Origin of the sequence: Mangrovibacter phragmitis (genome assembly GCF_040429585.1) — a bacterium.
Taxonomy (GTDB): domain Bacteria; phylum Pseudomonadota; class Gammaproteobacteria; order Enterobacterales; family Enterobacteriaceae; genus Mangrovibacter; species Mangrovibacter phragmitis.
The window spans coordinates 5,155,260-5,172,506 of record NZ_CP134782.1; the positions used below are offsets into that span (position 1 = coordinate 5,155,260).

Here is a 17,247-nt window from a genome sequence, read left to right on the forward strand (position 1 = left end):
TACATAAAGTATGGACTGCGCTGGCGGTTTATCATCGAACAACGTCACAAAGCGTGCACCCTGTCCGGATTACTTTATTTACTCCGCTGGCGCACCGCTTCAAACAGGCAAACACCTGTAGCTACAGACACATTCAGGGAAGAAACCGTACCCGCCATAGGAATGCTGATAAGCTCATCACAATGTTCGCGGGTGAGACGGCGCATGCCTTCGCCTTCCGCCCCCATAACCAGCGCCATCGGGCCGGTCATTTTGCTTTGATACAGCGTATGGTCCGCCTCACCTGCCGTACCCACAATCCAGACGTTTTCGTCTTTCAGTAAACGCAGAGTGCGGGCGAGGTTAGTGACCCGAATCATCGGCACACTTTCTGCTGCGCCACAAGCCACTTTTTTGGCTGTCGCGTTAAGTTGCGCAGAACGGTCTTTCGGCACAATAACCGCATGAACCCCGGCGGCATCGGCACTACGCAGGCAGGCACCCAGGTTATGGGGATCAGTTACCCCATCCAGCACCAGTAAGAACGGTTGTTCATACTGAGCGATAAGGTCAGGCAGATCATTTTCCTGGTACTGCCTGCCAGGCTTAACACGCGCAATGATCCCCTGATGGACAGCGCCTTCGGACTTATCATCCAGCCACTGGCGGTTCGCCATTTGGATAACTATCCCCAATGATTCAAGGGAATGAATCAGAGGTAACAGACGCTTGTCTTCGCGGCCTTTCAGGATAAACACTTCCTGAAAGCGCTCCGGTGCTCTGTCCAGTAAGGCCTGCACGGCATGAATGCCGTAAATCATTTCACTCATGTATGGTACTCACTCTGGGCACTGCGCCCGGGTTACAGTCAAAAAACAAAGCTCCGCCCGGTTGGACGGAGCCTGCTGTTAGTTTATCAGCCGTAGGCTGCGCTATTGCGCTTTTTTCTTCGCCGCACGCTTCGCTTTAGTTGCTTCTGCAATTTTACGTGTTTTTTCCGAAGGTTTTTTCGCTTTTTTGTTCTTTTGTGCGCGTGACTTTTTCGGCTTTTCACTGCGGAACTCGCTATCTGGCTCGAAATTCACACGTTTATCGCCCTGGCGCCGCCTTGGAGGCCGGGTGCTGGCAGCATCTTTTTTACTTTTCTCCCGTGCGGTTTTTCCGGCACCGCGCACTTTGCGCTCACTGGAAATCAACGCAAAATCGATTTTGCGTTCATCCATGTTGACCCCTTCAACCCGTACCTGCACACGGTCACCCAGGCGATAAGTCTGACCACCTGACTCACCAATCAGCCGCTGGCCTATCTGGTCGAAACGATAGTAGTCATTATCCAGTGACGAGACATGCACCAGGCCGTCAATAAATAAGTCATCAAGGCGCACAAAGAAACCGAAGCCGGTCACACTGGAAATCACGCCGCCAAAGGTTTGACCGACCTGGTCTTGCATGAAGTCACATTTCAGCCAGTCTGCCACATCGCGGGTTGCTTCGTCGGCACGGCGCTCGGTCATGGAGCAGTGCAGACCAAGCTGAATCATCTCCTCCGTGCCATAGTGCCAGCCGCCACCTGGAGTGCTGGTACCGGTCTCCCCGTTCTGACGGGCGAGCAAATATTTGATTGCCCGGTGTAAAGATAAGTCCGGGTAACGGCGAATCGGCGATGTGAAGTGCGCATAAGATTGCAGCGCCAGGCCAAAGTGCCCACGGTTTTCCGGGTCGTACACTGCTTGTTTCATGGAGCGCAGCAGCATAGTTTGCAGCATTTCATGATCAGGCCTGTCTGCAATAGATGCCAACAATGCGGAGTAATCTGCCGGTTCAGGCTTATCCCCTCCCGGCAGGCTTAACCCCAGTTCTGACAGCACTGAACGGAAAGAGGTAATCGCCTCTGTGCTGGGGCGATCATGAATACGGAACAGTGCCGGCTCTTTGCTTTTCTCCACAAAACGGGCTGCGGAGATATTCGCCAGAATCATGCACTCTTCAATCAGCTTGTGGGCATCGTTACGCTGAGTTTGCTCGATACGTTCAATGCGGCGTTCCGCATTAAAGATAAATTTAGCTTCTTCACTTTCAAACGAGATCCCGCCACGCTCTGCTCGTGCGCTGTCCAGTACTTTGTACAGGTTATGCAATTCTTCCAGGTGTTTCACTAGCGGGCGGTAGTGCTCACGCAGTTCTTCATCACCTTGCAGAATATGCCACACCTTGGTGTAAGTCAGGCGCGCATGGGAGCTCATTACCGCTTCGTAGAACTGGAACCCGCTCAGCTTCCCTTTCGAAGATATGGTCATCTCACAAACCATACACAGGCGGTCTACTTGTGGGTTCAGTGAGCACAACCCATTTGAGAGCACTTCCGGCAGCATTGGCACTACCTGGGAAGGGAAGTAAACCGATGTACCACGGTTATGGGCTTCTTTATCCAGCGCGGTATAAGGACGAACATAGTAACTGACATCCGCAATCGCTACCCACAAACGCCAGCCACCACCGCGTTTTTTCTCACAGTATACAGCATCATCAAAGTCGCGGGCATCTTCACCATCAATGGTGACCAGGGGTAAGTCACGTAAATCGACACGCCCGGCTTTGGCAGATTCGGGCACCTCTTCTTTCAGCCCGGCAATCTGCTCTTCAACCGCCTGGGGCCATACATAAGGAATTTCATGAGTACGCAGCGCGATATCCACTGCCATGCCAGTCCCCATATTTTCACCGAGTACTTCAACAATTTTCCCTATTGCTTTAGTACGCCGGGTGGGGCGTTGGGTCAGTTCCACCACCACCATAAAACCCATCCGGGCACCCATGATCTCTTCCGGTGGAATAAGAATGTCAAAGCTCAGGCGACTGTCATCCGGAACAACAAACCCAACCCCTGCATCAATAAAATAACGACCAACAATTTGACTGGTTTTTGGTACCAGAACCCGCACGATACGGGCTTCCCTACGGCCACGGCGGTCTGCGCCGAGTGGCTGTGCGAGCACTACATCACCGTGGATGCAGGCTTTCATTTGTTCAGAGGACAGGTAAAGGTCATCTGCCCGGCCTTCAACCCGCAAAAAACCGTAACCATCGCGGTGACCCATAACGGTGCCTTTCACCAGGTCCAGGCGTTCCGGTAAGGCATAGCACTGCCGGCGGGTGAAGACCAGTTGGCCGTCACGCTCCATAGCACGCAGGCGGCGGCGCAATGCTTCAGTTTGCTCTTCGCCTTCAATCCCTAATGCTTTTGCCAGTTCTTCACGGTTAGCAGGTTTTTCCTGCTTTGACAGATGATCAAGAATAAACTCCCTGCTGGGAATAGGATTGGCATATTTCTCTGCTTCGCGTTCCTGGAAAGGATCTTGTGACATATCGGTTCCTCCGTTGTCATCCTCGGGCAGTTCAGGCATTTATTCCACCTGTAGTAATTGATAAAGCGGTGGGTTTGCATCCACCATTTCTGCCAGGGTGTGGTTATCAAGCTCCTGAAGAAAATGCTGCACACCTTGTGCCAGCACTTGCCTGAGCCGGCAAGCCGGAGTGATATGGCAAAACTCACCGCTACAGTTAACCAGTTGCAACGGTTCAAGCGCCCGAACGACATCGCCAATACGAATGCTTTCAGCCGGTTTACCCAGGCGAATACCGCCATTTTTACCCCGAACAGCATCGACATAACCGGCCCGGCTAAGCTGGTTAATAATTTTGACCATATGATTACGCGACACACCATAAATCTGTGTCACTTCGGAGATACTGGTCATCCTGTCTTTAGGCAATGCCGCCAGATAAATCAGCGCGCGTAAACCATAGTCAGTAAAACTTGTTAACTGCACATCAACCTCAGATAGCTGCACAAAGGGCTTACTCCCCTGGCAGGGGATTTGTATTGATGATAAACCAGCCACCAGCCAGGCCGCTAATTTATTTAGGAAAAGGTGCAAAAAAGGCAGGGTTTATCCTGTTTTTGATGTGTTTTTTGGCGTTTTGAACCCAACAGAAAATGAACAGGGCAGAAAGGAGCCTTTCTGCCCGGGGACGATTAGGCGTCGTAAGGGTCGCGCAGGATCATGGTTTCAGTACGATCCGGCCCGGTAGAGATGATATCTACCGGTACACCCGTCAGTTCTTCAATGCGCTGAATGTAGTTCAGTGCTGCTTGCGGCAACAGGCTGCGGTCCTTCACACCAAAGGTGCTTTGAGACCAGCCAGGCATAGATTCGTAAACAGGTTCAATACCTGCCCAGTCATCGGCGGCCATTGGCGTTACCGTTACTTCACGGCCATCTGGCATACGGTAAGCAACACACAGTTTCACTTCATCCAGACCATCCAGCACATCCAGTTTGGTCAGGCAGAAACCAGACAGGGAGTTGATCTGTACAGCACGGCGAACCGCTACGGTGTCCAGCCAGCCAGTACGACGGCGACGGCCAGTGGTTGCACCATATTCATTACCTTGTTTGCACAGGTATTCGCCTACATCATCGAACAGCTCTGTCGGGAACGGACCTGCGCCCACACGGGTAGAATAAGCTTTGATAATACCCAGTACGTAATCAACGTAACGCGGGCCAAGGCCTGAACCCGTTGCCACGCCGCCAGCAGTGGTATTGGAAGAGGTGACATACGGATAAGTACCGTGGTCGATATCCAGTAACGTACCCTGAGCACCTTCAAACATGATGTGCTCGCCACGCAGACGGGCTTTATCCAGCAAGTCAGAAACGTCAACCACCATGGCAGTCAGGATGTCGGCGATAGCCATGACGTCATCCAGAACTTTCTGGTAATCAACCGCTTCAACTTTGTAGTAGTTCACTAACTGGAAGTTGTGATATTCCATCACTTCTTTCAGTTTTTCAGCAAAGACCGCTTTATCGAACAAGTCGCCAACACGCAAACCACGGCGAGCAACTTTATCTTCATAGGCAGGGCCGATACCACGCCCGGTGGTACCAATTGCTTTTGTACCACGCGCTTTTTCACGCGCGTTGTCCAGAGCCACATGATAATCCAGGATAAGCGGACAAGCTTCAGACAACAACAGACGTTCACGTACCGGAACACCACGGTCTTCCAGCTCTTTCATCTCTTTCATCAACGCGGAAGGAGACAGCACTACGCCGTTGCCGATAATGCTAACGACATTTTCGCGAAGAATACCTGAAGGAATAAGATGAAGAACGGTTTTTTCACCGTTGATTACGAGAGTATGACCTGCGTTGTGACCGCCCTGATAGCGTACAACATATTTAGCTCGTTCGGTCAGAAGATCGACGATCTTCCCTTTACCTTCGTCACCCCATTGGGTGCCCAGTACGACGACGTTGTTACCCATTTTTCAAAATCACCGTTTGCTTAAAAATGGATTCTACCACCGGATCTCCCGATGTTCAGCACTTTTTGTATACAGATTTTGAGTTTTTTGCCGAATTTTTGCTCAGTTAATCGTTTTCGTCAACATGTAGTAGACAACGATACCTGCAACCACAAGACCGCCACCAAAACGGCGTAACAAATGGTCAGGTAATTGCGACAAACTCTGTACCATTTTGCGCCAGGCTCCGGGATATATCATTGGACCAATCCCTTCCAGTACCAATACCAGTGCGACTGCCATCCAAATTGTTGTGTTCATTTTTCATTTTCCACGGACAAAAAAAGAGCCGGATTAAACCGGCTCTTTAACAAAACATGTGCGCTATCTTAGCGTGAATTACCTGTTGGTGTCTTCATGTAGCGGAAGAAGTCACTGTCCGGGCTCATTACCATTACATCGTTACCGCCAAAGCTGCTTTGATATGCCTTGAGGCTACGAATAAAGGCGAAGAAATCCGGGTCCTTACCGAATGCATCAGCAAACAGTTTCGCTGCCTGAGCATCCCCTTCCCCACGTTCAATCAGTGCCTGACGTTGCGCCTCAGCCAGAGTACGCGTCACTTCATAGTCGGCAGCAGCACGCAATTTCTCTGCTTCTTCCTGGCCCTGAGAACGGTGACGACGGGCGACAGCTTCACGCTCAGCACGCATACGGTTGTAAATCGCTTCAGAGACTTCTGCTGGCAGGTTGATTTGTTTGATGCGGACATCAACCACTTCAATCCCCAGCGCCGCCATACTGTTCGGGTTCACCGCCGCAACTTTGCCATTCGTTTCCTGCTCCACACGGGCTGCCGCCGTTGCAATGGCATCGTCAGCAGCTGGCGTGGCCACTTCGTCGTCTGAGCCGGCAGAACCGGAGTTCAGCGCGTCACGCACTTCCAGCGTTAAACGCCCACGGGAATCCGTTACGATGTCTTTTACATCCAAACGGCCAATTTCAGAACGCAGACGGTCACTGAACTTACGTTTTAACAACACTTCTGCCTGAGAAACATCCCCACCACCTGTTGCCAGATAGTAGCGGCTGAAATCGCTGATCCGCCATTTGATATAGGAATCAACAATCAGGTCTTTTTTCTCTTTGGTAACGAAGCGGTCTGCCTGGTTATCCATCGTCTGGATACGTGCATCCAGCGTTTTTACGGTAGTGATAAACGGCAGTTTAAAATGCAGCCCCGGTTCGAAAACCTCAGGCTTGTTGTCGTTATCACGCAACACTTTCCCGAAGCGCAGGACAATGCCACGTTCGCCTTCTTTCACCGTAAACAACGAGGTGTACATGACAACCAGAACAACAATAATAATTCCAATCAACGATTTACGCATTGTTACTCCCCTCCACGGCGCTGGTAGTCGTTACGCTGCGCATCCGCACGGCGCTGGTCCATGATATCGCCCTGGCTGGATGACGATTTGCTGGCAGCACTGCCACCGGAGCCAGAGACAGGCGGAAGATGTAACAATTGACCGGTGCTACTACTGCTTTCCGGCTTTGCATCAGAGGAGGATGCCCCCTTCATCAATTGGTCAAGCGGCAACACCATCAATTTATTGCCATTATCGTTTACCAGTACTTTGCGCGTGTGGCTCAGTACTTTTTCCATGGTCTCGATATACAGACGCTCACGGGTAATTTCCGGGGCCGCTTTGTATTGCGGCAGCAACTCAGCAAAGCGAGCCACTTCACCTTGCGCTTCCAGAACAGTCTGGGCTTTATAAGCACGAGCTTCTTCCAGAATACGCTGTGCCTGACCATTCGCACGCGGCTGAACTTCATTCGCATAAGCTTCTGCTTCACGGATGTACTGCTGTTCGTTTTCACGCGCGGCAATCGCATCGTCAAACGCGGCTTTTACTTCTTCTGGTGGACGCGCGGTCTGGAAGTTCACATCCAGCAGCGTAATCCCCATGTTGTAAGGCTTGATGGTTTCTTCCAGTTCGCGTTGGGTATCGGCACGAATCAGCGTACGGCCTTCTGTCAGAATTTTATCCATCGTATATTTGCCGATAACACCGCGCAGCGCGCTATCTGTCGCCTGGCGCAGACTGTCGTCCGGGCTGGTCACACTGAACAAATATTTTTCAGGGTCGGTTACCCGGTACTGCACGTTCATTTCTACACGCACAACGTTTTCATCGGCTGTCAGCATGATGCCGGACGCCGCCAGTTCACGTACTGATTCAACGTTAACTGGCCTGACCTCATCAATGAAAGTCGGTTTCCAGTTCAGACCCGGCTCCACCAGGTGACTGAATTTTCCGAAGCGGGTAACAACCCCACGTTCCGCTTCTTTGATAGTATAGAAACCGCTGGCAGCCCAAATTATCACGGCAGCGACAACAACAATACCAATGACGCGCCCGCCCACAGGACTACGCGAACCTTGCGGTGTATTGCCTGAGCCACTACCGCCGCCAAACCCACCGAGCTTTTTACTCAGTTTACGGAAGATATCATCCAGATCAGGTGGCCCCTGATCCCGCCCTCCTTTGCTTCCCCCAGAGTTGCCGCCTTGATTATTGCTGCTGCCCCACGGGTCGCGGTCCTGTCCGTTATTACCGGGCTGATTCCACGCCATGTTTATGCTCCATACTTGTTATGCGGTGATATCCCCCGCAGGGGAAATGTCTTCAGGGCATACCTGCATCAGGTGATGTAATCCACCAACGCAGGCTCTTGTTTACAAAGGCGACGCCAGTCAACCACAGGCAAACGCACCTGCAGGCCCATGCTGCCATCGTCCTCCATCCACTCTTTTTCTATCGCCTGAAGCTGATAAAACCGGCTTCTCAAACGCCCGGCCTGAGGAGGTAAACGTAACGTATGCAACGCAATCTCCCCCGACAAACGTTCCGTTAAAGCCTGGAAAAGCAGTGGTATACCTTCTCCTGTCTGCGCAGAAAGCCAGACACGAACAGGTACATCATTTTCATCCCTGTCGATACGTGGCGCAAAACCGTCCAGGCAATCGATTTTGTTCATCACCAGCAGCGTAGGGATTTCCAGTGCATCAATTTCATCAAGTACCGCATTTACGGCTTCGATGTTCTCCTGCACTCTGACATCTGATGCATCAATAACATGCAGTAACAGTGTTGCCTGGCGCGTTTCCTGCAACGTGGCTTTAAACGCCGCCACCAGGTCATGCGGTAAATGGCGAATAAACCCAACGGTATCCGCCAGCACAGTTTCACCCACATCCGCCACATCAATACGGCGCAAGGTAGGATCGAGTGTCGCGAAGAGCTGATCGGCTGCATAAACTTCCGCAGTCGTCAGGCTGTTGAATAGTGTGGATTTCCCGGCGTTGGTATAGCCCACCAGCGAAACGGTGGGAACATCCGCGCGGGTTCGCGCCCGCCGGCCTTGCTCACGTTGTTTCTCAACACGTTCAAGGCGCGATAAAATTTGGGATATACGGTTACGCAACAAACGTCTGTCCGTTTCCAACTGCGTTTCACCCGGGCCGCGCAGGCCTATCCCCCCTTTTTGGCGTTCAAGGTGGGTCCAGCCACGTACCAGACGGGTAGCAAGGTGACGCAACTGCGCCAGTTCCACCTGCAATTTCCCTTCATGTGTACGCGCACGCTGGGCAAATATATCCAGAATGAGTCCGGTCCTGTCGATAACCCGACATTCGCATAAACGCTCAAGATTGCGTTCCTGAGCAGGGCTTAATGCATGGTCGAAAAGAACAACTGATGCCCCAGTGGCTTTCACTGCATCAGCAATCTCTTCAGCCTTACCTTCACCAACAAAATACTTCGGGTGCGGCGCCTTACGGGTACCAGTAATCACCTGCAAAGCGTCGACACCTGCTGAAGAAACCAGAGATTCAAACTCCTGGAGATCTTCCATGTCTTTGTCTTGCGAAAAATAGATGTGTACCAGCACCGCCTGCTCACCGGCGTCATAACGGTCAAACAAGCGTTAAACCTCTCAAAATACCAGCGGGGAACACAGTTAACCTGGTTCCCCGGCGTGGATTAACAGCCAGCAACTTATTCAGCGCTGTCACTGTCCTGCTGTGATCCTGCGCCTTGCGCATTACCACCGTGATGGAAATTACTGTTGGTACCCGTAGTGCCCGGATTGTTGTGATGAGAAACAGGGCGTGACGGAACAACAGTAGAAATCGCGTGCTTATAAACCATTTGGCTAACTGTGTTTTTCAACAGAATCACAAACTGGTCAAAAGACTCAATTTGACCTTGCAGCTTAATACCATTCACCAAATAAATAGAAACTGGAACACGTTCCCGACGCAATGCGTTCAGAAACGGATCTTGCAAAGATTGCCCCTTAGCCATTCTATCTTTTCCTTATATGCTTGTTGTTTGTACTAAAGAACCCTCAGGCTCATAAAAAGACGTAAAATCTCGCGCACGATGCGGTTCAATTGTACACATTCAGTCAGCCTTCGCACCAACTACCTGTAATACTTCATTGCAGGCTTGTTCAGGGTTATCACTGTCAAGCCAGTGAATACCTTCCCAGCCCCGCAACCAGGTCATTTGCCGCTTGGCTAACTGCCTCGTGGCGCAAATACCGCGATAAACCATTTCGTCCCAGGTGCACTCCCCCGCCAGATAAGACCACATCTGGCGATACCCCACACAACGAATGGAAGGCATATCCGTATGCAAATCGCCGCGGGCAAAAAGCGCCCGCACTTCTGCTTCAAATCCCGAAGCCAACATCTGATGAAACCGCTGCTCAATACGTTGATGGAGCAGTTCACGGCTCGCCGGGGCGATGGCGAACTGATGCACCTGATAAGGCAGAGCTTCCCCTGACGTTTGCGTCAACTCAGTTAAAGTTTTACCCGAAATAAAAAAAACTTCCAGTGCCCGGGAAAGTCTTTGGGGATCATTCGGATGAATACGCCCGGCAGAAACGGGATCTATTGCCTGCAATTGCCTGTGTAAAGCATCCCATCCTTGTGCCTGTGCCTGCTGCTCAATCTGTGCTCTTATTACTGGATCCGCGGAGGGCAAAGGAGACAACCCTTCCAGTAATGCTTTGAAATAAAGCATTGTTCCACCAACCAACAACGGAATTTTTCCGGCTGCTGTGACAGATGCCATCTCCGCCAAAGCATCGCGGCGAAAATCTGCTGCGGAATACGCCTGCGCAGGATCCAGAATATTCAATAACCGGTGAGGTGCCTGTGCCAGTTCTTGTGCATCCGGTTTTGCCGTACCGACATCCATTCCCTTATATATCAGGGCAGAGTCAACACTAATCAACTCTACGGGTAAAAAACGCCGTAATGTGATTGCCAGTGCTGTTTTACCGGAGGCGGTTGGCCCCATCAAAAAAATTGCCGTTGGCAGGTTTTGCTTACTCACTTCAGTCATGTTTCAGAGCGCTTATCGCCGGTTTCAAATCAATAGGTTGTAACAGACCACCTGGCGGGGACATCACCAACTGTGGGCAAAGGCGCTCCAGTTCTGTCAGGAGTGTAATCGCCTGAGAAAGGGACCACTCATGAGGTTCACTTTCCAGCTTTCCTGCCAGCCAGTGCGCAATTTGCGCTGCATCACATTCTTTTTGTCCGGCCAGGTAGCCTATCAGGTCAGGAATCAAGTTTTGTAAATTTTGTTGCCTCAAGGGTAAAGGCACTGCGCGCGCAGTCACAAATTGCGCGTCAATATCTAAGATTATCCCTAAATTTTGCAGTTTTTCTTGCTGCTGTTTCAGGGTTGCCCGTTCCCCGGCATCCAGTTTCAGCCGTACTGGTATCAACAACGGTTGCGCACAGGCTTTTTCCTGCCCCGGCATAAGTTGCGCACGCCGTAACCAGCGCTGTGCAACAGGCAATGCCATCAGGCAGATACCTGAGCGCCGCTCAAGCAACACCATATCCGGTGCGACCACAGTCAGCGCACGCCCCAGGCTTTGTTCACGAGCAGACAATGTGTGGTTATCAGCCGGTGCCTCAGCGGGTTGTCCGGTTGCACAAGGCACCTGCGGTGTCTCCAGCAGTTTTTGATATAACGCGCCTTGTTTCTTCTGATAGCCCGGCACAGCATTAGGCCAACTATTATTGTGCGGTATCTGCCCACCTGAGCCGGAATGGCCGGTGTCTGAAGCACGCCCACTTCCAGAAGACACACTTCCACCAGTGTCGTTTTCCGCACCAGATAACCGCCCGGAAGAGACACCTCCAGTGAAACGTTCATTGTATTGGTGCGCGGCATAATTCCCGCCAGAGGTTTCATGTACGGCCCCTCCCCGGCTTTCCGGCACTGAACTGGCGCGGGCGAACTGGTTTTCCCCAGAGGCGGTACGGTTTTCCGGCTGCCATGCACTGGATGCGGAGGCATCAGCAAGTGTGCTATTCAGCCCTAATGGGTTTTCCTGATATTGCTGGAAGACACTCAATACACCCTGATAAATAAAATCGTGCACCAGGCGCGACTGGTGAAAACGCACTTCGTGTTTCGCCGGGTGAACATTCACATCCACCTGATGCGGGTCAACGGTAAGATACAGGACATACGCCGGCAACTGATCCTGCCCCAGTCGGTCCTCGCAGGCCTGGCGAATGGCATGATTAATTAATTTATCACGCATCATGCGGCCATTAACGTAGCTGTACTGGATATCAGAATTTGCCAGGTTGTGGCTGTCTGGTGCCACCACCCAGCCTTTAAGCCCTAACTCACCGTGCTGCCATTCAATCGCCAGCGCGTGCTCCATAAAGGCAGTGCCACAAATGGCGCCCAGCCGCCGCTCTTCTTGTGCCCCCGCTTTCACTGCCCGGTACTGGCGCACCATTTTGCCGTTATGGGACAAATTAATTGTGACATCAAAGCGGGCAAGCGCGATACGACGGATGATTTCATCAATATGCGCGAATTCGGTTTTTTCCGTGCGCATAAACTTACGCCTTGCTGGGGTGTTATAAAACAAATCAAGCACTTCCAGCGTAGTTCCCTGAGGGTGAGCGGCGGGTTTAACTGTAACTGCCATTTCGCGACCTTCCGCATAAGCCTGCCAGGCTTCCTGCTGGTCTGCAGTACGGGAAGTCAGAGTTAACCGCGAAACTGAGCTGATACTGGCAAGCGCCTCTCCACGAAAACCAAGGCTCATAATGGCTTCCAGGTCGTCCAGTGAGGCAATTTTACTGGTTGCATGGCGCGATAAAGCCAGTGCCAGTTCATCTTTGCTAATGCCGCTACCGTTATCACGTATGCGAATCAACTTTGCGCCACCGCGTTCAATATCAATATCAATACGTGTTGCACCCGCATCCAGGCTATTTTCAACCAGCTCTTTCACGACCGATGCCGGGCGTTCAACCACCTCGCCAGCGGCTATCTGGTTTGCCAGTTGTGGTGGTAGTACCTGAATCGGCATAGCCTCTCCTTACTGTGAATTGCGGCTAATCATACCGCTTGTTTTACCACCGGGTGATGCCTGCAACGGATTAGCAATGAAATAGTTTCTCAGCCCCTGGTAAATTGCATTGGCAATTTTTTGCTGGTAGTCATCACTCGCCAGTAACTGCTCTTCGCGGCTATTACTGATAAACCCGGTTTCCACCAGCAATGAAGGGATATCCGGAGAACGCAGCACACCAAGGCTGGCATGCTCTGGATGGCGCTTGTGTAAATCACCAATGTTATTCAACTGGCGAATCACATAAGTAGCAACATCATAACCAACTCGCTGCGAGTGACCAAACTGTAAATCCAGTACCGCCTGGCTCAGGTAAGGATCAACCTGGTTTGCCAGCACATCTCCCGCGCCCCCCAGCAACTCAGACTGCTTTTCATGTTGCTCCAGCCAGCCAGCCATTTCGCTGTCTGCACGACGGTTGGACAGCACCCAAACGGAAGCACCAGTGGCTTCACGGTTTGGTGCGGCGTCGGCATGAATGGAAACCAGCAAGTTAGCATTCTGCTTACGGGCCACTTCTGAACGCCCCATCACCGAAATGAAATAATCCCCATCGCGGGTCAACACACCTTTAAACATCGGGTCATTATTCAGTAAGGTACGCAGTTTTCGGGCAACAGATAACGTGACGTTTTTCTCGCGAGTGCCACCTGCGCCAATCGCCCCCGGGTCCTGCCCTCCATGGCCTGCGTCAATCGCCACAACCACCTGGCTGCCACCAGCTGGCGGGCGGCTTTTCACTGGTTGAGGCGGTGTGCGGGTGCTCACCACCCCGGTGACATTCGGTTCATCACTGTGAAAAGGATTGCGACCACTCTGTGACGCGCTGGCAGTAATCGGAGGGCGGGTTGAAAGCGTTGGTTTAACAACTGGCGTTACAGCTACAGGTGGTGCTGGCGGTGGTTTCACGGCATCAATGGTAAAGACCACAGCAACCTGAGCACCCCGGGGCTGTTTGCTGGCACGAACCGTCCCTTTTTCGGTTAAATCCACCGCCAGGCGCAGTGTTTGCGGATCACCAGACGAAGTGGAGCGAATTTGATGTACCAGGTTGTTGCCACTGAATACCAGTGGCAGGCCCTGAATCACACCACTTTGTTGAATATCAAGTAACACCGTTCGGGGAGAGGACTGGGAGAACCGGTACTGCGGGTCACCCATAAACAAAAATGTAATTCTGGCCTGTTCAGCGCCATTCGATACCTGAATATCCGCAACGGTCGCCGCGCGGACAGGCAAACATAACATCAACACAGTGGTGGCTAACAGCCACATGATTCCCCGAACAGACATGCAATCTTCCTTGTTAATGAGCCAGACGGGCCACCAAAGCCGTTCCTGTGTCAGAGACAGGGGTGACAACCGCTTCACGACCTTCTCCTTGCCAGGATAAATGAACTTCTACATCAGGCTCGGGTAGCACACCAGTACCCTGCTGCGGCCATTCAACCAGGCAAATCGCATCACGGGTAAAGTAATCACGAATGCCCATAAATTCGAGTTCTTCCGGGTCTGCAAGACGGTATAAATCAAAGTGATACACCATCAAATCGCCCAGTTCATAAGGTTCGACCAGGGTGTAAGTTGGGCTTTTCACATTGCCTTTATGCCCCAGGGCCTGCAAGAAGCCCCGGCTGAACGTTGTTTTACCGGCCCCCAAATCACCATATAAATAAATTACCGTCGCCCCCTGGCAGGCTTTTGCCAGACATTCGCCAAGGTGAATCGTTGCCTGTTCATCGGCCAGTGGGATAACACAATTTGTCATGATTTCATCAATTCAATTTCAGGGTTAACAAATGAATACAGCGCAGACAATAGATCCATTGCCAGCATACCGCGTGTGCCATAACGTGCCGCCAAACTATCGGCAGCAGCACCGTGCGCCACACAACCCGCGCAGGCAGCATCAAATAGCGGAAGGTGCTGGGCTAACAACGCCCCTATAATACCAGACAACACATCCCCCATTCCGCCACTTGCCATGCCTGGATTGCCCACGTCAATAATAGCCTGGTGGGTTGCAGTGGCGATAACAGTGCCCGCACCTTTCAGCACCACGCACCCACCATATTGCTCAACCAAACGTCGCGCGGAAAGTAAGCGATCACTTTCAATTTCAGCAACAGAACATCCCAGCAAACGCGCGGCTTCACCAGGATGCGGCGTCATCACGCGATTGTCACCTGTTATGGGATTTATTGCCAGAAGGTTCAGTGCATCCGCATCCCATAACATCGGTTTAGCCGAATGCTTTACGCGTTCAAGAGCATCCCGCCCCCAGGCCTGCTGGCCCAGCCCCGGACCAATCACCACCACATCTGCCCAGCGCAGGCTCTCATCGAGCGATTCAGGCGTCAGAGCCTGAACCATCAGTTCCGGGCGGGCAGTCAATAGCGCAGGGGCATTTTCCGGGCGTGTCAGCACCCTGACCAAACCAGCTCCGGCACGTAGCGCCGCTTCACCAGCCATACGAATCGCCCCGGCAGTACCGGTATCGCCGCCAATCACCACCAGGCGGCCATGGTTCCCTTTATGGGATGTCGCTTTACGCGGATGCAACCAGCGCTTCAGGTCATCCTGATCAAAACGTTTCACTGGCGCATCCTGTTCCGCCAGCCAGCCCTCCAGCCCCAGAGCATGGTAATGCAGTTGCCCCACCACATCGCGGGCTTTCCCGGTCAGCAGACCGGTTTTCAGGGCGATAAACGTTACTGTATGGTTGGCTGAGACTACCGCCCCCGGCGTTGTGCCAGTATTGGCATTCAGGCCCGATGGCACATCCAGAGCCAATACCGGAGCCGGATGCTGGTTTATCTGATCGATGACTACGGCAAGGTTTTCCCTGGGAGCCTGGCGAATACCCGTTCCCAGCAACCCATCGACAATCAGGTCAACCTTCTGCGGCCAGGCAGAGGTAAGCGGGGAAATATGCCCACCCGCCGCCAGCCATGCGCTACGTGCGGCCTGCGCTTCATCCGGCAAGGGTTTAGCGCTCTCAACTGCCAGTACAGTAACCTGAATACCAGCGGCCTGCGCACAATGGGCAACCACATAGCCGTCGCCACCGTTGTTACCGTGGCCGCATAACACCAGCCAGTGGTGGCTTGCGGGAAAAGCGCTGCGGGCGACAGCAAATGCAGCCTCCCCCGCCCGTTGCATCAGTTCATACAATGTAACACCCGATGCTGCCGCAGCCCGGGCTTCAGCCTTACGCAACCAGTCTGCGGACCAGACTGACTGTGGTATACTTGCAGAGTTTCTGTTCAGGTAATGGTCCGTCATGTCTCAGCCCTTCGTTCTTGATGAATTAGTGCAAAAAATTAAACAGTGGGGCAAGGAACTGGGGTTCCAGCAGGTCGGTATTTGCGATACAGACCTGAGCGCCAGTGAACCCGCGCTCCAGGAATGGCTCGACAAACAGTATCACGGAGAAATGGAGTGGATGGCACGCCATGGAATGATGCGCGCACGCCCCCATGAATTATTGCCCGGAACATTGCGGGTTATTAGTGTACGCATGAATTATCTCCCCACGGGTGCCGCTTTTGCCAGTACGCTGAAAAACCCACAGCTTGGTTATGTCAGCCGTTATGCACTGGGGCGCGATTATCACAAGTTGCTGCGCCAGCGCCTGAAGCAACTCGGTGAGCGCATTCGTGAACACTGTACTGAACTGAATTTTAGACCGTTCGTGGATTCAGCGCCTCTTCTTGAACGTCCTCTGGCTGAAAAAGCCGGGTTAGGCTGGACAGGTAAGCACTCACTTATCCTCAACAAAGAAGCCGGCTCATTCTTCTTTCTCGGTGAGTTACTGGTGGATATCCCACTGCCCGTTGATAAGCCTGTTGAAGAAGGCTGTGGGCGCTGTGTTGCCTGTATGACCATTTGCCCAACCCAGGCGATTGTCGCGCCTTATACCGTGGATGCACGGCGCTGTATCTCCTACCTCACCATTGAGCTTGAAGGCGCCATTCCTGAGGAATTGCGCCCCCTGATGGGTAACCGCATTTACGGTTGTGATGATTGCCAGTTAATTTGTCCGTGGAACCGTTTTTCACAACTGACTGACGAAGCCGATTTTTCTCCCCGCAAAGCATTACATACGCCGGAACTCCTGGCGTTATTTGCCTGGGATGAAACGCACTTCCTTAAAGTGACCGAAGGGTCGGCAATTCGGCGCATAGGGCATCTGCGCTGGCTGAGAAATATAGCAGTGGCACTGGGGAATGCGCCCTGGGAAAGCAGCGTGCTTGATGCACTGGAGCAACGCAAAGGTGAGCACCCACTTCTGGATGAACACATTGAATGGGCGATTGCGCAACAATTGGCGAAGCGGGAAGCGTTGAGTGTGACCGTTTCTTCAGCACAACAACAACGCCTGGTCAGGGCAATTGAAAAAGGATTGTCACGGGATGCGTAAGTATCCACAGCCTGTTCATAAGAAAAAAAACAGGTTGTCATTCAACAGTAAAAAAATC

Annotated in this window: 15 protein-coding genes; 1 reads left to right on the forward strand and 14 read right to left on the reverse strand. The window is 52.3% G+C overall.

The genetic code is table 11. The features are described 5' to 3' along the window. Window positions 1-74 precede the first annotated feature (74 nt). From rlmB to nnr, 14 genes are all read right to left on the reverse strand, one after another. Entirely contained in the window at window positions 75-809 is a 735-nt protein-coding gene (rlmB, locus tag MPHASIOC01_RS24740; protein ID WP_064598261.1) for a 23S rRNA (guanosine(2251)-2'-O)-methyltransferase RlmB, read from the reverse strand. A 102-nt stretch (window positions 810-911) separates the two neighbouring features. Beyond that, entirely contained in the window at window positions 912-3,344 is a 2,433-nt protein-coding gene (gene rnr, locus MPHASIOC01_RS24745; protein ID WP_064598979.1) for a ribonuclease R, read from the reverse strand. A gap of 39 nt (window positions 3,345-3,383) precedes the next feature. Further along, entirely contained in the window at window positions 3,384-3,809 is a 426-nt protein-coding gene (nsrR, locus tag MPHASIOC01_RS24750; RefSeq protein WP_064598977.1) for a nitric oxide-sensing transcriptional repressor NsrR, read from the reverse strand. A gap of 206 nt (window positions 3,810-4,015) precedes the next feature. Further along, complete coding sequence (locus MPHASIOC01_RS24755; RefSeq protein WP_353613505.1) at window positions 4,016-5,314, reverse strand: adenylosuccinate synthase; 1,299 nt, start codon at window positions 5,312-5,314, stop codon at window positions 4,016-4,018. Between the two features lie 102 nt (window positions 5,315-5,416). Beyond that, window positions 5,417-5,614: a DUF2065 domain-containing protein gene (locus tag MPHASIOC01_RS24760; RefSeq protein WP_064598257.1), complete on the reverse strand. Its 198-nt coding sequence runs from the start codon at window positions 5,612-5,614 to the stop codon at window positions 5,417-5,419. A gap of 68 nt (window positions 5,615-5,682) precedes the next feature. After that, on the reverse strand, window positions 5,683-6,684 hold the full coding sequence (hflC, locus tag MPHASIOC01_RS24765) for a protease modulator HflC (protein ID WP_064598255.1): 1,002 nt from the start codon (window positions 6,682-6,684) through the stop codon (window positions 5,683-5,685). A 2-nt stretch (window positions 6,685-6,686) separates the two neighbouring features. Beyond that, on the reverse strand, window positions 6,687-7,937 hold the full coding sequence (gene hflK, locus MPHASIOC01_RS24770; protein WP_064598254.1) for an FtsH protease activity modulator HflK: 1,251 nt from the start codon (window positions 7,935-7,937) through the stop codon (window positions 6,687-6,689). A 68-nt stretch (window positions 7,938-8,005) separates the two neighbouring features. Further along, the gene (gene hflX, locus MPHASIOC01_RS24775; RefSeq protein WP_064598252.1) at window positions 8,006-9,286 is read right to left on the reverse strand and encodes a ribosome rescue GTPase HflX; all 1,281 of its coding nucleotides are present in this window, start codon (window positions 9,284-9,286) and stop codon (window positions 8,006-8,008) included. A gap of 74 nt (window positions 9,287-9,360) precedes the next feature. After that, window positions 9,361-9,669 (reverse strand): RNA chaperone Hfq, encoded by a 309-nt coding sequence (gene hfq / locus MPHASIOC01_RS24780; protein ID WP_064598250.1) that lies wholly within the window; start codon window positions 9,667-9,669, stop codon window positions 9,361-9,363. A 99-nt stretch (window positions 9,670-9,768) separates the two neighbouring features. Next, a complete protein-coding gene (gene miaA, locus MPHASIOC01_RS24785; protein ID WP_064598248.1) occupies window positions 9,769-10,719 on the reverse strand; it encodes a tRNA (adenosine(37)-N6)-dimethylallyltransferase MiaA in 951 nt (316 codons plus the stop codon). After that, entirely contained in the window at window positions 10,712-12,724 is a 2,013-nt protein-coding gene (mutL, locus tag MPHASIOC01_RS24790) for a DNA mismatch repair endonuclease MutL (RefSeq protein ID WP_353613506.1), read from the reverse strand. Before mutL ends, miaA begins: the two co-directional genes overlap by 8 nt. A gap of 9 nt (window positions 12,725-12,733) precedes the next feature. Next, window positions 12,734-14,059, reverse strand: a complete 1,326-nt coding sequence (gene amiB / locus MPHASIOC01_RS24795) for an N-acetylmuramoyl-L-alanine amidase AmiB (protein ID WP_353613507.1) — start codon at window positions 14,057-14,059, stop codon at window positions 12,734-12,736. 13 nt (window positions 14,060-14,072) lie between these two features. After that, a complete protein-coding gene (gene tsaE, locus MPHASIOC01_RS24800; RefSeq protein ID WP_353613508.1) occupies window positions 14,073-14,534 on the reverse strand; it encodes a tRNA (adenosine(37)-N6)-threonylcarbamoyltransferase complex ATPase subunit type 1 TsaE in 462 nt (153 codons plus the stop codon). Then, window positions 14,531-16,051: a bifunctional ADP-dependent NAD(P)H-hydrate dehydratase/NAD(P)H-hydrate epimerase gene (gene nnr, locus MPHASIOC01_RS24805; RefSeq protein ID WP_353613509.1), complete on the reverse strand. Its 1,521-nt coding sequence runs from the start codon at window positions 16,049-16,051 to the stop codon at window positions 14,531-14,533. Before nnr ends, tsaE begins: the two co-directional genes overlap by 4 nt. Between nnr and queG the strand changes: the two genes are divergently transcribed. Next, on the forward strand, window positions 16,050-17,189 hold the full coding sequence (gene queG, locus MPHASIOC01_RS24810; RefSeq protein ID WP_064598237.1) for a tRNA epoxyqueuosine(34) reductase QueG: 1,140 nt from the start codon (window positions 16,050-16,052) through the stop codon (window positions 17,187-17,189). The genes nnr and queG overlap by 2 nt on opposite strands. Window positions 17,190-17,247 lie beyond the last annotated feature (58 nt).

What these genes read in the sequence shown, in the direction of transcription:
- rlmB (WP_064598261.1), bottom strand. Translation starts at nt 809, where the DNA reads ATGAGTGAAATGATTTACGGCATTCATGCCGTGCAGGCCTTACTGGAC.
- rnr (WP_064598979.1), bottom strand. Translation starts at nt 3,344, where the DNA reads ATGTCACAAGATCCTTTCCAGGAACGCGAAGCAGAGAAATATGCCAAT.
- MPHASIOC01_RS24755 (WP_353613505.1), bottom strand. Translation starts at nt 5,314, where the DNA reads ATGGGTAACAACGTCGTCGTACTGGGCACCCAATGGGGTGACGAAGGT.
- MPHASIOC01_RS24760 (WP_064598257.1), bottom strand. Translation starts at nt 5,614, where the DNA reads ATGAACACAACAATTTGGATGGCAGTCGCACTGGTATTGGTACTGGAA.
- hflC (WP_064598255.1), bottom strand. Translation starts at nt 6,684, where the DNA reads ATGCGTAAATCGTTGATTGGAATTATTATTGTTGTTCTGGTTGTCATG.
- hflK (WP_064598254.1), bottom strand. Translation starts at nt 7,937, where the DNA reads ATGGCGTGGAATCAGCCCGGTAATAACGGACAGGACCGCGACCCGTGG.
- hfq (WP_064598250.1), bottom strand. Translation starts at nt 9,669, where the DNA reads ATGGCTAAGGGGCAATCTTTGCAAGATCCGTTTCTGAACGCATTGCGT.
- miaA (WP_064598248.1), bottom strand. Translation starts at nt 10,719, where the DNA reads ATGACTGAAGTGAGTAAGCAAAACCTGCCAACGGCAATTTTTTTGATG.
- mutL (WP_353613506.1), bottom strand. Translation starts at nt 12,724, where the DNA reads ATGCCGATTCAGGTACTACCACCACAACTGGCAAACCAGATAGCCGCT.
- amiB (WP_353613507.1), bottom strand. Translation starts at nt 14,059, where the DNA reads ATGTCTGTTCGGGGAATCATGTGGCTGTTAGCCACCACTGTGTTGATG.
- tsaE (WP_353613508.1), bottom strand. Translation starts at nt 14,534, where the DNA reads ATGACAAATTGTGTTATCCCACTGGCCGATGAACAGGCAACGATTCAC.
- queG (WP_064598237.1), top strand. Translation starts at nt 16,050, where the DNA reads ATGTCTCAGCCCTTCGTTCTTGATGAATTAGTGCAAAAAATTAAACAG.
- nnr (WP_353613509.1), bottom strand. Translation starts at nt 16,051, where the DNA reads ATGACGGACCATTACCTGAACAGAAACTCTGCAAGTATACCACAGTCA.